The organism is Nonomuraea sp. SYSU D8015 (assembly GCF_008065375.1).
Lineage (GTDB): Bacteria > Actinomycetota > Actinomycetes > Streptosporangiales > Streptosporangiaceae > Nonomuraea.
This window is the reverse complement of record NZ_VJYI01000016.1, coordinates 124,435-145,009: the sequence shown is the minus strand read 5'-3', so window position 1 is coordinate 145,009 and position 20,575 is coordinate 124,435. Positions and strand designations below refer to the sequence as shown.

Here is a 20,575-nt window from a genome sequence, read left to right as displayed (position 1 = left end):
GCCGGGCGCATGGACGGCCAGCCGGGCGCATGGACGGCCGTCAGGCAGTCCGTACGAGCTGGCCGCCGGCTACGTGCGCCGGCGGCGTCGAAGCGTCAGGAGGTCAGCTGGTCGGCCTGGGCCGGCTGACCGCTCCGGTGACGGCGTCGAGCGTGACCTCGTGTTTGGTCCCGTCCGCGGTCACCACGTCGGACTCCCAGACGGTCCTGCCGAGCTCCCCGTCCAGGCTCAGCTCCGTGATGCGGCCTCCCGGCACGGTGGCGACGATCTTCTCCGCCGCCTCCAGGTAGCCGAGCTTGGCCGCCCGCACCCGGTTCCGGCGCTTGGCCTTGTCCTCGGCGTCGTCGCGCTCCTGCGTGGGCCCGGCGACGACCTTGCCCGCCGCCACGTCCATCTGGTGCTCGGTGCCGGCCCGATCGACGACCTGCACCTCCCACAGCCTGCCGTCCTCCTCGGTCTCGATCGAGATGAGCATGGAGCCGGGCACCGCGGTGAGCGCGGCCTGGCCGGCCTGGCGCAGGTCGTCCAGGCCAACCCGGCCAGGGCCCGGCGTCGGGGTGCCGGTGGGACCAGTCGGGGTGCCGGTGGGACCAGGGGTCGGGACGCCGGTCGGCGGCGTGGGCGGGAGGGCGGGCAGCACGGCCTGCCCCGACACGGCGCCGCAACCACCCGCGAGCATCGCGGAGCCGACCAGGACCCCCGTGAGCGTCTTGTTCATGACTGCTCGCTGCCCATCGGAGGCCGGTCCATTCTCCCAGGTCAGGCGGGGTGAGCGCCGCTCGACTGCTGTAATTCTCGACTAGTGCACGCCGGCCTCGCGCATGTCGCGGAGCTCGCGCTTGAGCTCCTTGATCTCGTCGCGCAGCCGGGCAGCCACCTCGAACTGCAGATCGGCCGCGGACTGGTGCATCTGCTCGGTCAGCGACTCGATGAGCGACTCGATCTGGGCCCGCGGCATCTCGCCCGCGATGGCCTTGGCGTGCTGGCCCGCCTGCCGCGAGGCGAAGCCCGGCATGGGCGCCTTGCCACGCGACTGCTGCCGGCCGCCCCCGCCGAGCAGCTTGTCGGTGTCGGCGTCCTCGCGCTGCAGCGAGTCGAGGATGTCGGCGATCTTTTTGCGGAGCGGCTGCGGGTCGACGCCGTTGGCCTCGTTGAAGGCGATCTGCTTGGCCCGGCGCCGGTTCGTCTCGTCGATCGCCCGCTCCATCGACGGGGTGATCTTGTCGGCGTACATGTGGACCTGGCCCGACACGTTTCGGGCGGCGCGGCCGATGGTCTGGATCAGGGACGTCTCGGAGCGCAGGAAGCCCTCCTTGTCGGCGTCGAGGATCGCCACCAGCGACACCTCGGGCAGGTCGAGGCCCTCGCGCAGCAGGTTGATGCCGACGAGCACGTCGAACTCGCCGGTGCGCAGCTCGCGCAGCAGCTCGATGCGGCGCAGCGTGTCGACCTCGCTGTGCAGGTAGCGGACCCGGATGCCGAGCTCCAGGAGATAGTCGGTGAGGTCTTCGGCCATCTTCTTGGTCAGCGTGGTGACCAGCACGCGCTCATCGCGGTCGGCGCGCTCGCGGATCTCGTGGACCAGGTCGTCGATCTGGCCCTTGGTGGGCTTGACGACGATCTCGGGGTCGACCAGGCCGGTCGGGCGGATGACCTGCTCGACGACCTCGCCCTTGACCCGGCCCAGCTCGTAGGGCCCCGGCGTGGCGGACAGGTAGACGGTCTGCCCGATGCGCTCGAGGAACTCCTCCCACTTCAGCGGCCGGTTGTCGAGCGCCGACGGCAGCCGGAAGCCGTGCTCGACCAGCGTGCGCTTGCGGGAGGCGTCGCCTTCGTACATGGCGCCGATCTGCGGCACTGTCTGGTGCGACTCGTCGAGGACCAGAAGGAAGTCCTCCGGGAAGTAGTCGAGCAGCGTGTTGGGCGCGCTGCCTGGCTCGCGCCCGTCCATGTGGCGCGAGTAGTTCTCGATGCCGGAGCAGGTGCCGATCTGCCGCATCATCTCGATGTCGTACGTCGTGCGCATCCGCAGCCGCTGCGCCTCCAGCAGCTTGCCCTGCCGCTCCAGCTCCGACAGCCGCTCGGCCAGCTCCGCCTCGATGCCCGCCACCGCGGCCGCCATGCGCTCCTCGCCGGCGACGTAGTGGGAGGCCGGGAAGATGTAGAGCTCTTCGTCCTCGGTGATGACCTCGCCGGTCAGCGGGTGCATGGTCGAGAGCTTCTCGATCTCGTCGCCGAACATCTCGATGCGCACGGCGAGCTCTTCGTATTTCGGGATGATCTCGATCGTGTCGCCGCGCACCCGGAACGTGCCCCGGGTGAAGGCCAGGTCGTTGCGCGTGTACTGCATGTCGACCAGGCGGCGCAGCAGCTGGTCGCGGTCGACGTCCATGCCGACGCGCAGCCTGGCCATGCGGTCGACGTATTCCTGCGGCGTGCCCAGGCCGTAGATGCAGGACACGGAGGCGACCACGATCGTGTCACGGCGGGTGAGCAGCGAGTTGGTGGCCGAGTGGCGCAGCCGCTCGACCTCGTCGTTGATCGAGGAGTCCTTCTCGATGTAGGTGTCGCTCTGCGGGACGTACGCCTCGGGCTGGTAGTAGTCGTAGTAGGAGACGAAGTATTCCACCGCGTTGTTGGGCAGCATCTCCCGCAGCTCGTTGGCGAACTGGGCGGCGAGCGTCTTGTTGGGCTGCATGACCAGCGCGGGCCGCTGCAGGCGCTCGATCAGCCACGCGATCGTGGCCGTCTTGCCGGTGCCGGTGGCGCCCAGCAGGACGCTGTCCTTCTCCCCGGCCTTGATGCGGCGCTCCAGCTCGGCGATGGCCGTCGGCTGGTCGCCAGAGGGAGTCATCTCGGTGACGACCTCGAACGGCGCCACCTTCCGCTGCAAATCTGTGACCGGTCGCATATGGCCACTGTAGGCCGAGCGACCGACAGAACCGTCACCCGGTGACGGGCCCGCCCTTCATCGGCGTGAAGCCGGACAGGTTGACCTCGACGCTGGTGACACCCCGTGGCGGCGCCGTCATGAGCGCGAACATCCGGATCCGCCGCCCCAGGCAGTGAGGCAGCGGGCCCGGACGTCGCTCTCGTATGCCGGAGATCAGGCCGACCGCTCCCCGATCCGGGGAAACGGGGTGGTGGAGAAGACGACCTCGACCGGCACCTCGAAGTATTCGGCGATCTTCAGCGCCAGGTAAAGACTGGGACTGTATTCGCCGCGTTCGAGATAGCCGACGGTCTGGTAGTGCACCCCCAGGGCGTCGGCCAGTTGCCTGCGGGTCACGCCCCGCTCCGCGCGCAGCAGCGCGATGCGGTTGTAGACGGTCTCGCTCATCGCCACATATCTTCTCAGCCGACCCGCTGCATGGCCCGCTCACGCCGGGCCTCCATCAGCGAGCCCGACTCGCGCCTGGCCATCCGGCGCAGGATCGGCGGCGCGAGGAGCAGGCCGGCCACCACCCACGCGCTGAGCACGAGGATCGTCTCGATCGGCCGCCAGGACCCGCCGATCTCGGCGGCGGCCATGGAGTCGGGCAGGAGCGCCGCGCGCATGCCGAGACCCAGCCAGTAGACCGGGAACGCCTGCGCGATGGCCTGCAACCAGCCCGCGACAGCGGAGATGGGGTAGAAGATGCCGGAGATGGCGACGAGCCCGCCGACCACGAGCATCGACAGCCCCGTGACCGCCTGCGGGTTGTTGAAGAGGGAGCCGACGACCGCGCCGAGCGGCAGGGTGGCGACCAGCCCGATCAGGGTGATGGCCAGCACGAGCAGCAGCCCGCCGAGCCCGGCCTGAGCGAGGTCCGGCAGCAGGAGCAGGCCCGCCGCGAGCAGGATGACCATGCTGCCCAGTGCCTGCAGCGTGAGCAGCGCGATGCGGCCGACCATGTAGCCGAGCATGCCCTGCGGGAGCGCCTTGGCACGCAGCAGGGTGCCGTCCTCGCGCTCGACGGTGATCATCGACATGGCGCCGATCAGCCCGTTGAAGGCCGCCAGCATGCCGAGCATGCTCGGCAGCGTGACGCCGGCCAGCGTGAAGGTGGTGCCGGGCACCGTCGCGTCGCGCTGGAAGTAGATCACCACCACGAAGGCCGCCGTGGAGATGATCGTGAAGGAGACGTCCTGCGGGTTGGTCAGGCTGTTCTTGAACTCGATCCAGCCCCTGGCCAGTCCCAGCTTGACGGCGTGCAGCGCGGCGTTCACGCTTCCTCCCTCTTCAAGATCGCCATGTACGTGTCCTCCAGCGTCGCCCGGCGCACCTCCAGGTCGCCGATCTCGGTGCCGTACTGCTCGAAGAGCCCGCGCACGAACCCGGTGGCGTCCTCCGTGGCGTGCACGAAGTGCTCTCCACCGCGGCTCCAGCGCACCTGGGCGTCGCGGGAGATCTGACGGGAGAGCTGGTCGGGGCTGCCGTCGGCGACGATCCTGCCGCCGGACAGGATGAGGATCCGGTCGGCGAGCTTCTCGGCCTCGTCGAGGTCGTGCGTGGTGAGCAGGATCGTGGTGTCGTCGAGGTCGGACAGGCGGTGGACGAGGTCGTGGAAGTCGCGCCTGGCCTGCGGGTCGAAGCCGGCGGTCGGCTCGTCGAGGAAGAGCACCTCGGGACGCCCGACGATGCCGATCGCGACGTCGAGCCGGCGGCGCTGCCCGCCGGACAGCCGGTTGATGCGCTGTCCGGCCTGCTCGGTGAGGCCGACGGCGTCGATCAGCTCGGCGATGTCGAAGGGCCGCCTGGCCGGGTTCGCGTACGGCTCGTAGTAGCGGCTCAGGTGGTGCAGCAGCTGGTGCACCCGCCAGCGGCCGTGGTCGCGCCACGACTGCAGCACCACGCCGAGCCTGGCCCGCCAGCGCTCGTCGCCGCGGATCGGCTCGGTGCCGAGCACCCGCACATGACCCCCCGAGGGCGCACGGAAGCCCTCCAGGATCTCGATCGTCGTGGTCTTGCCCGCGCCGTTCGGCCCGAGCAGGGCGATCACCTCGCCCGCGCCCACGGTGAAGTCGACGCCCTGTAAGACCCGCTTCGGCCCGTAGGCCATGCGCAGGTCCCGGACCTCGATCGCGGCATCCGTGTTCACCTGATCGAGGTCGCCTTCGAGCTCACTTACAGCCCCCATGGCACCTCCAAGTAGTACATCTACTACATCCATAGCATACCTACTACAGGTCGCAATAGACCTGTGACACCACATTGCAAGCGAACAGCAAGTCACACCCGATACGGTCGGAATCGCCTTGTAGCGGAAAAGGAAGGTCCCATGTCACGACCCAGAGAGGCACTGATCCAGGCAGGCCAAGGCGTAGCCCAAGCGGTTGCTCAAGGGGGTGACGTACGCCAGGCGATGGGACAGGCCATGGGCCAGGTCGTCGACCAGGCGGGGCAGCTCGCGGGCCAGGCCCGGGGCTTCGCGCTGAACCCGCACGACTTCGCGGCCGCCCGCGACGGCGGCGCCTCCGTCGGCACGCTCATCGAGGCCAGGACCGCGTCTCTGAACGAGGCGGGCGAGATCGTCAACCGCAGCTTCGCCGAGAACGGCATGCACGTCATCTCACCGGTGGTGATCCCCAAGGGCACCACGGCGAAGGTGATCGTGCCGCTGGGCATCCTCGTGGTGCTCGGCCTGATCGGCGCGCTCGGCAACGTCATCCCGAACACCGATCTGATCTTCGGGCCGCACTACTGGGTGGTGCTGGTCCTGGCCGCCGTGTTCCTGTGGTGGCGGCGCAGCGTGGTGATGGTGCCCGAGGGCTGCAAGGCGCTGATCACCAAGTTCGGCAAGCTGGTGCACATCGCCGAGCCGGGCCGGGTGACGCTGTTCAACCCGTGGAAGCGGGTCAGCTACATCGTCAACACCACCCGCGAGTACCCGTTCAACGCGCCGATCAGCGAGGCCCCGACGCAGCAGGGCGTCAAGGCGAGCGTGGACCTGTTCCTGCAGTTCCGGATCGAGAACCCGGCGGAGTTCATCTTCGTGCTCGGCTCGGTCAGCGGCTTCCAGTCCAAGCTGCAGAACGCCATCAGCGAGGTCACCCGCTCCCTCATCTACGCCCAGCGGGCGGAGGAGATCTACGACCTGGTGGGCGAGAGCACGCTGGGCATGCTGGAGAGCCTCAACCAGCAGTTCCTGCCCGCGGTCCGGCTCACCGACGTGAACATCACCCACGCCGAGCCGTCCAGCCAGGAATACCGCATGGACCTGGCGGCCCCCGAGATGGTCCGCGTCGCCAAGGAGGCCTACACCTACGAGTACGAGCTGCAGCTGCGCAAGGAGCAGAACGAGGGCGACCTGATCAAGGAGCTGGCCGGCCTGCAGGAGACGCTGAGCGCCATCCAGGCCGAGATCGCCGGCTACCAGGCCCGCATGGACACCGCGCTCGAACGCGCCACCCACCAGGCCAAGGCGCAGGCCAGGCAGCGCCTGGTCGAGGCCGAGTCCACGGCCAACGCCAACGCCGCGCTCCTGGAGGCGCAGGCGCTGGACATCAGGGCGCTGTCGGCCGCCGAGGCGCCCGAGATCCTCGACTACCGCTTCCAGCAGGACCTGCTGAACAAGCTGGAGTCCGTCGCCACCAGGCTGCCGCAGGTGGTGCAGGTCGGCGAGCAGACCGACATCGACTTCCTGGCCCTGGCCCAGCAGCTCGTCGGCGGCAAGGGCGCGGCGCTGTTCTCCGCCGAGGACATGGCCGCCATCCGCGCCAGGCTCGACGACATCGGCGCCCGCGTCGAGGGCCGCGAGGCCGAGATCGCCGCGCTGCTGAAGAAGGCCGCCGCCGACGTCACCGAAGCTCAGGAGCCACCGCAGCCCGACCAGGATCTGGAGCGGACGGTCGAACGGCTCCTGCCCACCGGCAGGCATCACGTGCAGGGCGAGGGTGACGACCGATGAGCAGGGAATTCTCGAAGATCAAGGAGTCGCTGGCCTCCTGGGGCGAGATCCGCCAGCTGCTGCGCGGCGGCGAGCAGGGCCAGCTCGTGCCCGTCGTGATCCCCAAGGACCGGCGCGGCTTCGCCTGGATGTCGCTGGTGTTCCTGGCGGTCTACTTCGCCGGCATGGCGGCGCTGACCGAGCTCACGCTCGTCGCGGCGCTCCTGGCGCTGCTCTCGCTGCTGCTGGCGGTGGTCACGATGTGGCGCAAGGCGATCATCGAGATCGAGGAGGGCACCACCGGCGTACGCAGCCGCTGGGGCGCCATCACCGGCACGCTCCCGCCGGGCCGCCACTACCTGTGGCTGCCGTGGGACCGGGTGGACGCGGTCGTCGACACCTCCACCGAGATCCCGTACTCGGCGCCGATCGTGGCCTGCCCGACGGCCGAGAACGTGCCGCTGAAGTCCATCGAGTTCTTCCTGAAGTTCCGCATCGTCGATCCGGTCGCGTTCGTCCGGACGATCGGCGCGGGCAACTTCGACCTGGTGCTGTCGAGCGCGGTGCAGGACGCGATCAGGCAGCGCAGCCGCCGGGTCCACACCGAGCGCGCGTACGACCTGCGCGGCTCCGACGTCGGCGACATGCAGGACGCGCTCAACCGCCAGCTCGGGCGCTACGGCGTGCGCATCACCGGCGCCAACATCCCCGACGTGCAGCTGCCCGACCAGTACCAGCAGCACCTGGCCACCCGCGAGAAGGTGGCGAAGGAGCTGTCGGCGTACGAGCGCGAGTGGGAGCTGACCCGCAAGCGGCGCATCGACACCCTGCTGATGGAGATCGAGCGCTCGAAGAAGACCCGTGACGCCCGCGTCGTCGAGGTCAAGGCCGCCCACAACAAGGCGCGCAAGGACGTGGCGCGCATGCTGGAGGAGCAGGAGACCGAGGCCCAGCGGGTCACATGGGAGATCGAGGCGCGCGGCCGGGCCGAGCTCACCGCCGCCGAGAACGAGGCCAAGGCGCTGCGCCGGCTGGCCGAGTCGTACCGGGACAACCGGGCCGTGCTGCAGTACGAGCTGGCCCGCAGGCGCCTCGACGTGGGCGCCAAACTGGCGGAGAACGCACCCCAGCCGCTGGTCGTACGCACCCAGCAGGGTCAGGCCGACTCCGCGCTCTCCACCCTCCTCCTGGCCCAGCTGCTCCCCCGCATCTCGGGCACGGGAACAGGCCAAATGAACGGCCACACACCTTCCGCATAGGAGAACCCCATGGTGTTCCGCAAGTTGATGGCCGCGTTCGGCGCGGGCGTCGAGGTAGACACGGTGTTGACCAACACGGGCGTGCGGCCCGGCGAGGCGCTGCGCGGCGTGGTGAACTTCCGCGGCGGCAACTCCGACTACAAGGTCGAGGGCATCTACATCGACCTGACCGCGGTCGTCGAGGTCGAGTCGGGTGACAGCGAGTACAAGACGACCTACAGCTTCCTGCGTCAGCAGGTGGCGGGGATGTTCCAGCTGGCCAAGGGCGCGCAGCACCAGCAGTCTTTCGAGATCATGATGCCGTGGGAGACGCCGATCAGCGCGATCGCCGGTCACCCGCTGCACGGGATGAAGCTGGGCGTGCAGACGGAGCTGGCGCTGGCGGGCGCGCTCGACAAGGGCGACCTCGACCCGCTGTTCGTCAGCCCGCTGCCGGCGCAGGAGCACGTCATCGGCGCGCTCGACCGGATGGGCTTCCACTTCAAGAAGGCCGACCTGGAGCGCGGCACGCTGTACGGCTCGACGATGCCGTTCTTCCAGGAGATCGAGTACTACGCCGGCGGGCAGTGGCGGAAGTACTTCAACGAGCTGGAGCTGACGTTCATCGCCGGGCCGCGGCAGATGGACGTCATCCTGGAGGCCGACAAGCGGGGCGGCTTCCTGACCTCCAGCCACGACGCCTACAACCGCTTCACGGTCCGCTACGACGAGCCGCCGCAGGCGGCGGAGGCGGCACTGCAGCGCGGCCTGGAGCAGATGGCCCGCCACCGCGGCTGGTTCTGACCGCCGCGGGCGGTGGCGGGCGGCGTCCCGCCCGCCACCGCCCGTGAATCCAACCGATTCGCCATGTGATCGTTCTCTGGTGGTCGCATGGCCCGCTCGTTACCATGACGTCGGGGACTGACTGATCGTCGAGCGACGGGGCGTACGATGGCACGGTTCATGGCGGCGGTGAAGCGGGTCGCCCCATGGGCGGTGCGGAACGCCGACGGCGCCATCGCTCTCTGCCTGGCCATCGTGGTCGGCGTGCTCGGCATCATGCCCCACGAGATCTTCGGCGAGAAGGGCCAGGACATCCAGCGCCAGCTCGTGACCGCCGCGACGCTGGTGATCATGGCGTTGGTGGCCACCGCGCTGCTGCGCGACCGCGCCCGCCAGGCCCCCGTCGAGAAGACGATCACCTCGGGCGCGCTGGCGGAGCTGCCGGTGCGGCTGGCCCGCCTGGAGCAGATCGAGAGCCTGGCCCACAGCACCCGTAGGGCCCTGGACACGCTGCAGCTCGTCCGGGTGCTGGGCAGCCGGCAGGAGATCGCCCAGTCCCATGCCGAGGCCCGCAAAGACACCACCCGGTGGACCTTCAAGGGCGGCACCGGCACCTATCTGCGCGCGGTCACCCTGCCCGAGTGCGTCGCCGCCGCCCGCAGGGACAAACGCCCCCTCACGGTCAGGATCGAGGTGATCGACCCGTCCGACACCGAGGTGTGCGAGACGTACGCCCACTACCGCCGCTCCCTGTCCGACCTCCCCGACGGCACCGGCGAGACCTGGACGACCGACCGGGTCAGGAAAGAGTCGTACGCGACGATCCTGGCCGCCTTCTGGCACCGCCAGCGCTACGGCCTGCTCGACATCGGAGTGGGCCTGTCGCAGACGATGACGACGTTCCGCTGGGACCTGTCGACCACCCGTCTGATCATGACGGTCGAGGACCCGAACATGGCGATGACGGCGCTGGCGGGCACGTTCTACTACGAAAACTGCGACACCGAGCTGCGGCTCAGCTTCGAGCAGGCGCGGCGGGTGCCGCTGGAGATGTACAAGAAGGTGCCGCTGAGCGACGAGCCCACCATCGAGGAGGTGCAGGAGCTCTTCGAGCGCATCGGGATGCCGCTGCCCAAGTCCTACAACGGCCACGACGTCGTGGACATCGCCCGCAAGGCGCTGCGCGCCCTGGATCCCTACGGTGAGGCGCGGCCGGCGCCTCATCGACGAGACGGCGCGTGAGCATGGGCCATGAGCTACCACGACGTGCACCAGAAGGTGATCGAGGGCCAGGCCCGGTCGTGGGCCCTGGAGGCGCTCTCGCGGCCGGTGACCGCGGTGCGCCACCCGCTGGGGTTCGTCTGCCTGCCGCTGGAGCGCGACCGGGCTCGCGGCGGCGAGGGGGTGTGCATCCACCTGTGGTCCGACTCGCTCGCGCACGCCGAGAGCACCACCTCGCAGATCCACTGCCACAGCTGGGACCTGGTCAGCCACGTGCTCTACGGGCAGGTGCGCAACGTCCACGCGGTGGTCACCGACGCCGGCGCGGACGCCACGCACCGGGTGTTCGAGGTGGTCAGCGGGGCCGACGGCGACCGCATCTCGCCCACCCGCCGCACCGTGCGGCACGCGACGGGGCTGGTGGAGGTGTTCGGGCCCGGCGACACGTACACTCTGCCGGCCGACCGCTTCCACAGCAGCGTCGTCCCCGAGGGCGGCGAGGCGGCCACGATCGCGCTCGGAAGGGGCCGGCCAGGCGGGCGCGACCTGTCGCTCGGCCCGCTCGGCGCCGGGCCGCACCACGTGTCCAGGCAGCAACTGGACGCCGACGAGACCGCGCTGGCCGTACGACTGATCACCGCGCACCTGACCTGAGGGGCACCTGATGGACCTGGACCACGCACGCACGGTCGCCGTCGAGGCCGCCGAGGCCGCCGGGGCCTTGCTCCTGGAGGGGACGCGGGGCGTCGTGGGGGTGCGCGCCAAGGGCGCGGGGGGTGACGTGGTCACCGACCTCGACCTCGCCTCGGAGAAACTCCTGCTGGAGCGCATCCTGACCGCCTATCCGTCGCACTCGGTGATCGCCGAGGAGTCGGGGCTGGTCGGCGACGGGCACGGCGAGTGGACGTGGCTGGTCGACCCGCTGGACGGCACCAACAACGTGGCGATCGGGCTGCCCGCGTTCGTGGTGGGGATCGCGTTGTGCCGGGACGGGCTGCCGGTGCTCGGCGTGGTGCACGATCCTGTCTCCGCCCAGACCTGGTCGGCCGTCAGGGGGCGCGGCGCGCTCTCCTCGGGAGGGGTGCGCCTGGCGCCGCCGTACGCGCCGAGCCCGCACGGGCCGCTGCTGGCCTGGACCCAGGGGCACGGGGTGAGCAGAGGCGACGCGACCGTGCGCGCGCTGAAGCAGGCACTGGAGCTCCATGCGCGCAGGATGCTGCAGCTGTGGGCGCCGCTGCTGGCGTGGGCGATGCTGGCGCGCGGCGACATCGACGGCATCGTCGGCTATCGGGCCGAGTTGGTGGACCTGCCGGCCGGCGCGCTGCTCGCCGAGGAGGCCGGCATCGAGATCAGGACACTGGACGGCGGCCCGTTCGAGGCGTGCATCGACGCCCCGGCCGAGCGGCGCAGCTTCGTCGCCGCCCACCCGCGCGCGATCCCCGGGCTGCTCGCCCTCCTCCCTGACTGAGGAAAAATCCGCAGATATTGTGTGTCCTTCGTCGATGAGTTCCGCTCCCGTCCGACGTCTACTTAGAGGGTGCCGGAGACACGGCACCGTCGAGAGGAGCCGGACATGATGACCACGACCCAACTGGCGCAGGTGCTCTTCACGACCGCCCTGCAGCCGTCCGACGACCTGTCCCCGTACCAGATCCGCGAGGCCGTGGACGAGCGGCTGTGCGCGTGCGGCGGCGACCCGGCGTGGTGCGCGGCGTACGTGGCACAGGAGGCGGGCGACCACCCGGAGACGTACGTCGTACGCATGCGCTCGGCGCGGTGGCGGACGCCTACGCGTCGGCGCTGGCCGCCGCGTGAGCGCCGCTCAGCCCACGTTCACGAGCGCCCACACCGTGGCGACCAGCCCCACCACGGCCAGCCCGGTGCCGGTGAGCAGGAAGCGGCGCATCGGCACCTTGACCTCGTGGCGGCGGCACGACTCGAACCACAGCAGCGTCGCCAGCGACGCCCACGGCGTCACGACCGGGCCCACGTTGGTGCCGACCAGCAGGGCCAGCAGGCGGTCCTGGTCGGCGGCGGGGATGACCGCCTCGACCGCCGTATAGGCGGGCAGGTTGTTGATCACGTTGGACAAACCGGCGCCCACGGCGGCGGTGCGGTAGGGGTTGCCATCGGCGCCGATCAGCCACGTCATCAGGGTGGACATGCCGTGCAGGCTCAACGTCGGCACCACCAGGAACAGCCCCGTCACGAAGATCACGAGCTGCCAGGGGATCAGGCTCCACGTCAGGCGCTCGCGGGCGCGCAGCAGGAACGCGCCCAGCACGATCACGGCGGCCGCGGTGGCGGCCACGGCGACGTGCACCTCGAGCAGCAGTAAGGCGATGAACAGCAGGCATCCGGCCGACGCCGCGCCGAACAGCACCCGGTCGGCGACCGGCTCCAGCACCGGCGGCGTGTACCGAAGGTCCCGCCGCTCGCCCCGCCGCCAGTAGAACACCCACAGGAACACCATCGTCACGGCGATGGCGGCGATCTGGGGCGACCACATGCGGGCGGCGAACTCTTGGGCGTCGAGGCCGATCTTCTCCATGCCGAGGAGGTTCGTCAGGTTGGAGACGGGCAGCAGCAGGCTCGCCGTGTTGGCCAGCCAGATCGTGGTCATGGCCAGCGGCAGGGCGGCGATGCGGGCCTTGGGGGCCAGGGCGAGCATGACGGGGGTGAGGAGGACCGCCGTCGTGTCCAGGTTCAGAAATATCGTGACAAAAGATGCGAAAGCTACACAAAGAAAGAAAAGGGCGGCGTAATTGCCGCGGCCCAGCACCGCCATGCGCGCCGCGATGGCGTCGAAGACCTGGGCCTCCTTGGTGAGCTCGGCCACCACGATGATCGCGACCAGGAAGATCAGCAGGGGGCCGATCTCGTCCATGCTCTCGGTGGCCGCCTCCCAGGGCAGCAGCCCGGTCGCCACGAAGACCAGGCCCAGAAGCAGCAGCCCGATCCTGATCCAGTCGAGCACGCCAAGACGCCGCAACACGCGAACGATGATCGCACATAGCTTCGTCTTGCGGATGCCTCGGGAGGGTCGCCCTCGCCGCACTCCGGCTGGGGCCCTTTTGGGGGTGGAAAGGGCGGGTGCCCGCTGAGGCAGGACGGCAGGGTCCCACCGGAGGGTGGACGGCCGGCTCCCACGGGTGGTAGGGCGGATGCGGCGGCGTCCAACGGGCCGGGACAGCAGCGGTCCCACGCAGGTGAGGCCGATCCGGTCCCACGCAGGCCGGGCAGCCGGAGTACACGGGGCCGGGCGGATGGGGCTCCATGGGGGCGGATGGGGTTCGTCGGGGTGGGGCGGGTGGAATCATGGTCGGGCGGGTGAGCGAAGGGTGAGGCGCCGGACGGGGGCGCAGGCGCCTGTGGGAAGGGATACTGGGCGGCATGGCACGTGACGGCAGGCCGACCGACATCTTCGTCAGCTACTCCCCGGCCGACACGGCCTGGGCGACGTGGATCGCCTGGGAGCTCGAGGCGGCGGGCTACAAGACGATGATCCAGGCGTGGGACTTCGTGCCCGGCACCAACTTCATCGACTTCATGGACCGCGGCGTCAGCGAGGCCCAGCTGGTCGTGGCGGTGCTCTCGCGCAACTACCTGACCTCCCGGTACGGCCGGATGGAGTGGCAGGCGGCACTGCGGGCCGACCCGGACAACCCGTCCAACAAGCTCGTCACGATCCGGCTGGAGGACGTCCAGCTGGAGGGCCTGCTGTCCACGATCACCTGGGTCGACCTGCTCGGCGTCACCGACCCGGGCCAGGCCAGGGCGCTGCTGCTGGGCCGGGTCAGGGAGGCGCTGGCCGGGCGGGCGAAGCCGGAGTCGGCGCCGGCGTTCCCCGACGGGTCGTCCACCGTGCCGGCCGCCGCGCCGACGCTGCCGCCGCCGGCCGAGCGGGCCAGGGCGCGCCGCACGCCGGTCACGGCGCCGAAGTTCCCGCCCGCGGCGCGCCCGGACGGCGGGCGGGAGTCGGTCAGCGTGCTGCACATCGGCGGCCCCCGGTTCGGCCGGGGGCTTCCCGATCCCGGCGACCCGTTCACGCCGGAGGACATGCAGGCGCGGATCTGGGCGGATCTGACCGCCATGCAGGACCGGGGCATGCCCCGTCCCGACCTCATGGTCGTCAGCGGGGATCTGACGGAGTCCGGCAGCCTGGGGCAGTTCGGGCAGGCGACGCGGTTCGTCACCGACCTGCGGCTGCTGCTCGGGCTGGAGCCGCACCGGCTGGTGCTGCTGCCGGGGCCGCGCGACGTGACCAAGGCGGCCGCCAGCGCGTACTTCATGACCTGCGAGGCCGACGACGTGAGCCCGCAACCGCCTTACTGGCCGAAGTGGCGGCATTTCGCCGGGCTGTTCGGCGAGGTCTACCAGGGGCTGGACGACCGGGTGTTCGACGGCGGGCAGCCGTGGACGCTGTTCGAGGTGCCCGATCTGAGGGTGGTCGTGGCGGGGCTCAACTCGACGATGGCGATGAGCCATCTGGAGCGGGACGCGTACGCGCTGCTGGGCGAGGCGCAGGCGGCCTGGTTCGCCGAGCGGCTGCGCCCGTACGAGGAGACCGGGTGGCTGCGGCTCGGCGCTGTCGGGCACCCGCCGCGTGAGCTGCGGGACGCGCCGACGTTCGAGCGGCTGCTGGCCCACCGGCTCAACCTGGTCTTCCACGGCGGCTCCGGCGACGGCGGCGAGGGCCGGATCGCCGCGCCGCGCGCCGGCCGGCACCAGGTCGTCGAGATCACCCCGGACGGCCTGCGGGTGTGGCGGCCCGACGAGGGCGTGCCGGAGCCGGTGCCGCACACGTGGCGCGCCGCGCGGGCGACGTTCACCGGTGAGGCCGAGCCCGTCCCGCCGCCCGGGCCCAAGCCGGAAGAGCGCGAGGCGAGCCCCGTCGAGCTGCTGCTCGACCGCATCACCGAGGTGTGCGAGGCCCGGCACGAGCGGGCCAGGATCCGCAGGTTCGCCTCCCATCTCGTGGTCACCCACCCGGAGGACGGGTTCGTCCGGCAGACGATGATCGGCGCGCACGCCGGCGAGCTGACCGGCGAGGCGGTCGACGCCTTCGTCCGGCAGGCGCACGCCGCCGGCCTGGCCGCCGAGCTGGTCTACCAGGGCCCGCCCGCGCCCCGCGCGGTCCGCGACGACCTGATGCGCAAGGGGGTGCGGCTGCGCAGCTTCACCGAGTTCCAGGGCCTGCTCGACCTGACGGGATACGTCGCCGAGCAGACCGCCCGGCTGACGACCGACCGCCGCTACCCACCCGACCTGTACGTGCCGCAGCGTTACCGCGAGCTCGACCGGCCCGGCAGCCAGGTCAGAAACGGGCTGACCGACGAGCTGATGCGCCTGCTGGCCGCCGACCACGGCCGGTTCCTGCTGTTACTGGGCGACTTCGGCCACGGCAAGACGTTCGCGCTGCGCGAGCTGGCCCGCCGCATCCCCGCCGAGCTGCCGCACCTGACGCCGATCTTCATCGAGCTGCGCGCCCTGGACAAGGCGCACTCGGTGGACGCGCTGGTGGCGGCGCACCTGGCGAGCCACGGCGAGGAGTTCATCGACCTCAAGGCGTTCCGCTACCTGCTGCGGCAGGGGCGGATCGTGCTGCTGTTCGACGGGTTCGACGAGCTGGTGACCCGCCTGACGTACGACCGGGCCGCCGACCACCTGGCCACGCTGCTGTCGGCGGCCGAGGACAAGGCGAAGATCGTGGTGGCCAGCCGCACCCAGCACTTCAAGTCGCACAGCCAGGTGCTGACCTCGCTCGGAGAGATGGTGGGGGTGCTGCCGCAGCGGCGGGTGCTCAGCGTCGAGGACTTCACGCACGACCAGATCCGCTCCTACCTCGCCAACCGGTTCGACGACGGCGACGAGGCCAAGGCGCGCATGTCGCTGATGGGCGAGATCAAGGACCTGCTCGCGCTCGCGCAGAACCCGCGCATGCTCAGCTTCATCGCCGACCTCGACGCCGACCGGCTGCGCACGGTGGCCGGGGCCCGGCACACGATCAGCCCGGCGCTGCTGTACGAGGAGATCCTCGGCTCGTGGCTGGCCTTCGAGGAGCGGCGGGCCAAGGTCCCCGGCTCGGCCGCCGCGCTCAGCACCGACGAGCTGTGGCGGGTGGTGACGCTCCTCGCCCTGCGGCTGTGGGAGACCGGGGAGTCGCTGCTGGGCGTGGACGAGCTGACCGAGATCGGCGAGACGCTGACCGACCTGGCCGGCGGGCAGCTGTCGGCGGCGCACGCCGCGCACGCGATGGGCTCGGGCAGCCTGTTGGTGCGGACCGAGGAGGGGATGTTCGGGTTCATCCACGCCTCGGTGATGGAGTGGCTGATCGCCCGGCACATCGCCCGGGACGACCTCGCGCCGCTGTCGCGCCGGCCGCTGTCGGCGCTCACGGTGGAGTTCCTGTGCGACCTGGCCGATATGCGGGCGCTGCGCGCGTGGGTGGCCGATCCGCCCGCCGACGACGTCTCCAGAGCCAACGCCGTCAAGATCGCGGCCAGGCTCCGCACCCCCGCCCGCGCCGACCTGCGCGGCGCGAACCTCAAGGGCGAGGACCTGTCGGCCAGAGACCTGCGGGAGGTCGACCTGACCGGCGCCGACCTGTCCGAGGCCACGCTCGCCGGCACGAACCTGTCCAGGGCCGTCCTGCGTGAGGCCAGGCTCGTGGGGGCGCGGCTGGACGGTGCCGTGCTCACCGGGGCCGACCTGACCGGCGCCGACCTGTCGGGGGCGCGGCTGGCGCAGGTGGACATGAGCGACGTGGCCGTCGAGGGCGCCCGCTGGCACCGGGCGTCGCTGATCAACGTGACCGGCACGCTGCCGCACCTGCACGGCGCGGCCGTGGTGCCGGGGCAGCAGGTGGAGGTGGAGTTCGCGCCGGCCGGGATCGGCGTCCCGTACGGCTACCACTTCCAGACCAGCCGCCTGCCGGAGCCGATCGCGTACAGCCCCGACGGCGCCACCCTCGCCATCGGCAACGAGGACGGTGGCGTGCTGCTGTGCGTCGGCGGCGCGCCCGTGCGCACGCTGCAGGGCCACGGGGGCCGCGTCTACGCCGTCACCTTCGCGGGCGACCTGCTGGCCACGGGCGCGAGCGACGGCACCGTGCTGCTGTGGGACGCCCTCACCGGCGAACGGCTGCGCACGCTCACGGGCCACCCCGACGGCGTCTGGCCGGTCCGCCTCAGCCCCGACGGCGATCTGGTGGCGGCGGGCGGCGGCGACGGCCTCGTCCGGGTGTGGGAGACGGCCACCGGGCGGCCGGTCCACGAGCTGGAAGGGCACCAGGCGCCCGTCTACACGGCGGCGTTCGGCCGTTCGACGCTCGTGACGGGCGACTCGGCGGGCGCGGTGCGGGTCTGGGACCTGGAGTCGGGGCGGGTGCGGCGGACGCTCGACGGGCACCGGGGCAGCGTCTACCGCGCCGTGCCCAGCCCCGACCGCCGGCTGCTGGCGACCGGCGACGAGGCCGGCACCGTCCGCCTCTGGGACACCTCGACGTGGGAGCTCCTGCACACCCTCACCGGGCACGCGGGCAGCGTCTACTGCGTGGCGTTCGCGTCCGACGGGTCGCTGCTGGCCACCGGCGACACGGCCGGCGCCGTACGCCTGTGGGACCCGGCCGGGCAGGCGCTCGGCACGCACACCACGCACGCGGCGGCCGTCTACCAGGTGACGTTCAGCCCCGACGGGCAGGTCCTCGCGAGCGGCGACTCCGGCGGCGTGGTGCGGCTGCAGGCCGTCGGCGGCGAGCGGCTCCAGCAGGCCGGGGGCGGGCAGCGGGTCGAGCTGGCCGGACACCGCAGCTCGGTGTGGCCGTTCGTGTTCCGGCCCGACGGCCGGCAGCTGGCCACCAGCAGCAACGACGGCACCGTGCGCCTGTGGGACCCGGACACGGGCCAGTGCCAGCGGGTGCTGCGCGGGCACGGGCGGCGCATCTCGTCGGTGCGGTTCAGCGCCGACGGGTCGATGCTGGCGACCAGCGGCAACGACGGCGTCGTCCGCGTGTGGGAGCCGCGCACGGGACGGCGGCTGCGGGAGTTCAGCGGCACCTCCGACCGGCTGATCTCGGCCCTGTTCTCCCCCGCCGGGCCGGTGCTGGCCACCTCCAGCAACGACGGCGGCGTGCACTTCTGGAACGCCACGACCGGCGACTACGAGCGCGAGCTCAACGCCGAGACCGACCACGTCTGGGCCGAGGCGTTCAGCCCGGACGGCAACATGCTGGCCACGGCCAACGACGACGACAGCGTCAGGATCTGGTACCGCCCGACCGGCAGGCTGGCCGCCAACCTCATGGACCACCGCGGACGGGTGCGGTCGATCGCGTTCAGCCCGGACGGCGCGTACGTCGCCACGGGCTGCGACGACAAGCTCGTCCGCATCTGGCACGTGGCCTCCGGCGGCCGGGTGGCGATCCTGGAGGGGCACACCGACCGCGTCTACTCGGTGGCCTTCTCCCCTTCGGGCCGCCATCTGGCCACCGCGAGCAACGACGGCCGGGCCATGGTGTGGGAGCTGCGCCCGGGACAGCACTGGCAGCGGCAGCCCGTGTACACCCTGGACGGGCACTCCGGGCGGCTGTGGAGCGTGGCGTTCGACGCCTCCGGCCAACGGCTGGCCACCGGGGGCGACGACCTGATGGTGCGGGTGTGGGACGCCGCGAGCGGGCGGCAGCTGCACGCGCTGGCCGGGCACGCCCGCCGGGTGTGGTCGGTCGCCTTCAGCCCCTCCTCCGACCTGCTGGCAAGCGCGGGCGACGACGGCGTGGTGATCCTCTGGGAGGGGGCCGAGCGGCGGGCGACCCTGCTGGGGCTGCCGGAGGGGTGGGCGGCGCTGGCGCCCGACGGCCGTTACAAGATCCAGGGCGAGCCGGGCGGGCAGTTCTGGCACGTCATCGGGATGTCGCGGTTCGAGCTCGGGGAGCTGGATCCTTACCTGACGGGGGTGCGGCCGGTGGCGCTCGACTCGCCTTTCTAGTACACCTCGATGCGGTCCAGGCTGATCACGGTGCCGTCGGAGGCGGGGTTCTTCTCCCCTGTGACGCGGACCCGCAGCGTGTGCGGGCCCGCCGGCAGGACGGGGCTCACGTAGTTGAGCTCTTCGCCGACGCGAATGGCGCTGTAGAGGTCCACGCGCTGCTCGGGGCCGCCGTCGATGGAGATGGCCGCGATGCCGTTGCCGGCGTCGCGCACGCTCAGCAGCGCGACCCGCGTGCCGGTGAAGCGGATCGTCGCGGTGGCGCCCGCCTGGCCGCTCCAGTGGTCGTTGCCCCAGAAGCACTGGGTGCCGCACTGGGAGCCGGACTGCCAGGCGCCCGCGTACGCGACCTGCGCGTCGGTGTCGTTGATCACCGACGTGGCGGCGCCGGGATCGCCGGAGGGCAGCTGCTGGGTGGATCCGGCGCCGCGCGGGCGGCCGAAGTTCGGGGTGCCGTCGGCGTTCCAGGTGAACTTCTGCACGCGGGCGGTGCGGAAGGCGTACGTGTAGACGTCGGTGTTCTTCGCGTGGTAGGCGATCCAGTCCTCGGTGCCGTCCGGCGAGCGGAAGAACGAGTGGTGCCCCGGCCCCCACACGCCGGTGGCGTCGTTGCGCGCGAACACCGGCCCGGCGTGCTGCGTCCAGTTGGCCGCCACCATGGGGTCCTTGCCGTTCGCGATGCTCTTCATCCAGAGCTGGTAATCGGGCTTGCCGGTGTCGCACGTCGAATATGTCAGGAATGTCCTGCCGTTGCGGTAGAGCGGCGTGGGCCCTTCTCGCACCTCGGTGCAGCCGCCGCTCGCCGGAATGGCCACCCGGCCGCCCGTGACCGTCCACGGATTGCTCATGCGGGCGATGTAGAGCTGCGCGGGGCCGCCCTGGCCGCGGCCCGGGCCGCTCCAGACGAAGTACGACTGCCCGTTGTGGGTGATGGGCTCGCCGTCGATGGCGTATTCGCCGAAGTCGGCGATCTTGGCTTTGAAGGAGTACGGGCCCATCGGGTCGTCGCCGGTGGACTCCAGGACGTACATGCGGTGGTTGGCGTCGACGCCGTCGGAGGCCGTGTAGTAGATGTACCAGCGGGATCCGACGTGGCGGAAGGCGGGCGCCCACATCTGCTTGTTGCGGCTGGGGTCGCCGTCGCGCCAGACGACCTGCTCGGGTGCGACCAGGAGGGTGGCGAGGCTGGGGGACTTCCAGACGCCGATCCGGTCGCCGCGGGTGGTGGCCACGTAGTAGTTGCCGTCGTGGTACATCAGGCTGGGGTCGGCGCTCGGGTTGACCGGGTTCCTGAACGTCTGCGTGAGATCGGCGGCGGCCGCCGGCCCCGGCCCGGCCACGGTGCTCAGGGCGACGGCCACGAGGGCACACCACAGCGTCAAGCGCGGCATCAACGGTCCTTCCCCATCCTGTCGGGCGATCTTTCCGATGGTCACGGATGAACGTCATGCTCGTCAACGGCGGGAATGTGCGACAGTC

General features: G+C 71.1%; 14 protein-coding genes. 7 read left to right on the top strand and 7 right to left on the bottom strand.

Going from position 1 to position 20,575, the window contains the following annotated elements; all coding sequences use genetic code 11:
- Window positions 1-103 precede the first annotated feature (103 nt).
- From ID574_RS44100 to ID574_RS44080, 5 genes are all read right to left on the bottom strand, one after another.
- Window positions 104-718: a PepSY domain-containing protein gene (locus ID574_RS44100; protein WP_188195012.1), complete on the bottom strand. Its 615-nt coding sequence runs from the start codon at window positions 716-718 to the stop codon at window positions 104-106.
- Window positions 719-799: 81 nt separating this feature from the next.
- Complete coding sequence (gene uvrB, locus ID574_RS44095) at window positions 800-2,911, bottom strand: excinuclease ABC subunit UvrB (protein WP_188195011.1); 2,112 nt, start codon at window positions 2,909-2,911, stop codon at window positions 800-802.
- Window positions 2,912-3,106: 195 nt separating this feature from the next.
- Window positions 3,107-3,340 carry a helix-turn-helix transcriptional regulator gene (locus ID574_RS44090; protein ID WP_188195010.1) on the bottom strand — a complete coding sequence of 78 codons (234 nt, stop codon included), beginning with the start codon at window positions 3,338-3,340 and terminating at the stop codon, window positions 3,107-3,109.
- A gap of 14 nt (window positions 3,341-3,354) precedes the next feature.
- Window positions 3,355-4,209 (bottom strand): ABC transporter permease, encoded by an 855-nt coding sequence (locus ID574_RS44085; protein WP_188195009.1) that lies wholly within the window; start codon window positions 4,207-4,209, stop codon window positions 3,355-3,357.
- Complete coding sequence (locus ID574_RS44080; RefSeq protein ID WP_188195008.1) at window positions 4,206-5,120, bottom strand: ABC transporter ATP-binding protein; 915 nt, start codon at window positions 5,118-5,120, stop codon at window positions 4,206-4,208. Before ID574_RS44080 ends, ID574_RS44085 begins: the two co-directional genes overlap by 4 nt.
- 141 nt (window positions 5,121-5,261) lie before the next feature.
- Here ID574_RS44080 and ID574_RS44075 point away from each other — a divergent pair, with 141 nt between their 5' ends.
- The 6 genes from ID574_RS44075 to ID574_RS44050 all read left to right on the top strand — a co-directional run bounded on the left by ID574_RS44075 (window position 5,262) and on the right by ID574_RS44050 (window position 11,579).
- Window positions 5,262-6,890 carry an SPFH domain-containing protein gene (locus tag ID574_RS44075; protein ID WP_188195007.1) on the top strand — a complete coding sequence of 543 codons (1,629 nt, stop codon included), beginning with the start codon at window positions 5,262-5,264 and terminating at the stop codon, window positions 6,888-6,890.
- Window positions 6,887-8,128, top strand: coding sequence for an SPFH domain-containing protein (locus tag ID574_RS44070; protein WP_188195006.1), 1,242 nt, complete (start codon window positions 6,887-6,889; stop codon window positions 8,126-8,128). Before ID574_RS44075 ends, ID574_RS44070 begins: the two co-directional genes overlap by 4 nt.
- A gap of 9 nt (window positions 8,129-8,137) precedes the next feature.
- Window positions 8,138-8,911, top strand: coding sequence for a sporulation protein (locus ID574_RS44065; protein ID WP_188195005.1), 774 nt, complete (start codon window positions 8,138-8,140; stop codon window positions 8,909-8,911).
- Window positions 8,912-9,058: 147 nt separating this feature from the next.
- Window positions 9,059-10,132, top strand: coding sequence for a hypothetical protein (locus ID574_RS44060; protein ID WP_223167697.1), 1,074 nt, complete (start codon window positions 9,059-9,061; stop codon window positions 10,130-10,132).
- Window positions 10,133-10,141: 9 nt separating this feature from the next.
- Window positions 10,142-10,765: a hypothetical protein gene (locus tag ID574_RS44055; RefSeq protein ID WP_188195004.1), complete on the top strand. Its 624-nt coding sequence runs from the start codon at window positions 10,142-10,144 to the stop codon at window positions 10,763-10,765.
- Between the two features lie 10 nt (window positions 10,766-10,775).
- Window positions 10,776-11,579, top strand: a complete 804-nt coding sequence (locus ID574_RS44050) for an inositol monophosphatase family protein (RefSeq protein WP_188195003.1) — start codon at window positions 10,776-10,778, stop codon at window positions 11,577-11,579.
- A 354-nt stretch (window positions 11,580-11,933) separates the two neighbouring features.
- Here ID574_RS44050 and ID574_RS44045 read toward each other — a convergent pair whose 3' ends face one another.
- The gene (locus ID574_RS44045; protein ID WP_223167696.1) at window positions 11,934-13,106 is read right to left on the bottom strand and encodes an ArsB/NhaD family transporter; all 1,173 of its coding nucleotides are present in this window, start codon (window positions 13,104-13,106) and stop codon (window positions 11,934-11,936) included.
- A gap of 398 nt (window positions 13,107-13,504) precedes the next feature.
- Between ID574_RS44045 and ID574_RS44040 the strand changes: the two genes are divergently transcribed.
- Window positions 13,505-19,096, top strand: coding sequence for a TIR domain-containing protein (locus ID574_RS44040; protein ID WP_188195002.1), 5,592 nt, complete (start codon window positions 13,505-13,507; stop codon window positions 19,094-19,096).
- Here the strand turns inward: ID574_RS44040 and ID574_RS44035 are convergent.
- The gene (locus ID574_RS44035) at window positions 19,093-20,487 is read right to left on the bottom strand and encodes a family 43 glycosylhydrolase (RefSeq protein ID WP_188195001.1); all 1,395 of its coding nucleotides are present in this window, start codon (window positions 20,485-20,487) and stop codon (window positions 19,093-19,095) included. The genes ID574_RS44040 and ID574_RS44035 overlap by 4 nt on opposite strands.
- Window positions 20,488-20,575 lie beyond the last annotated feature (88 nt).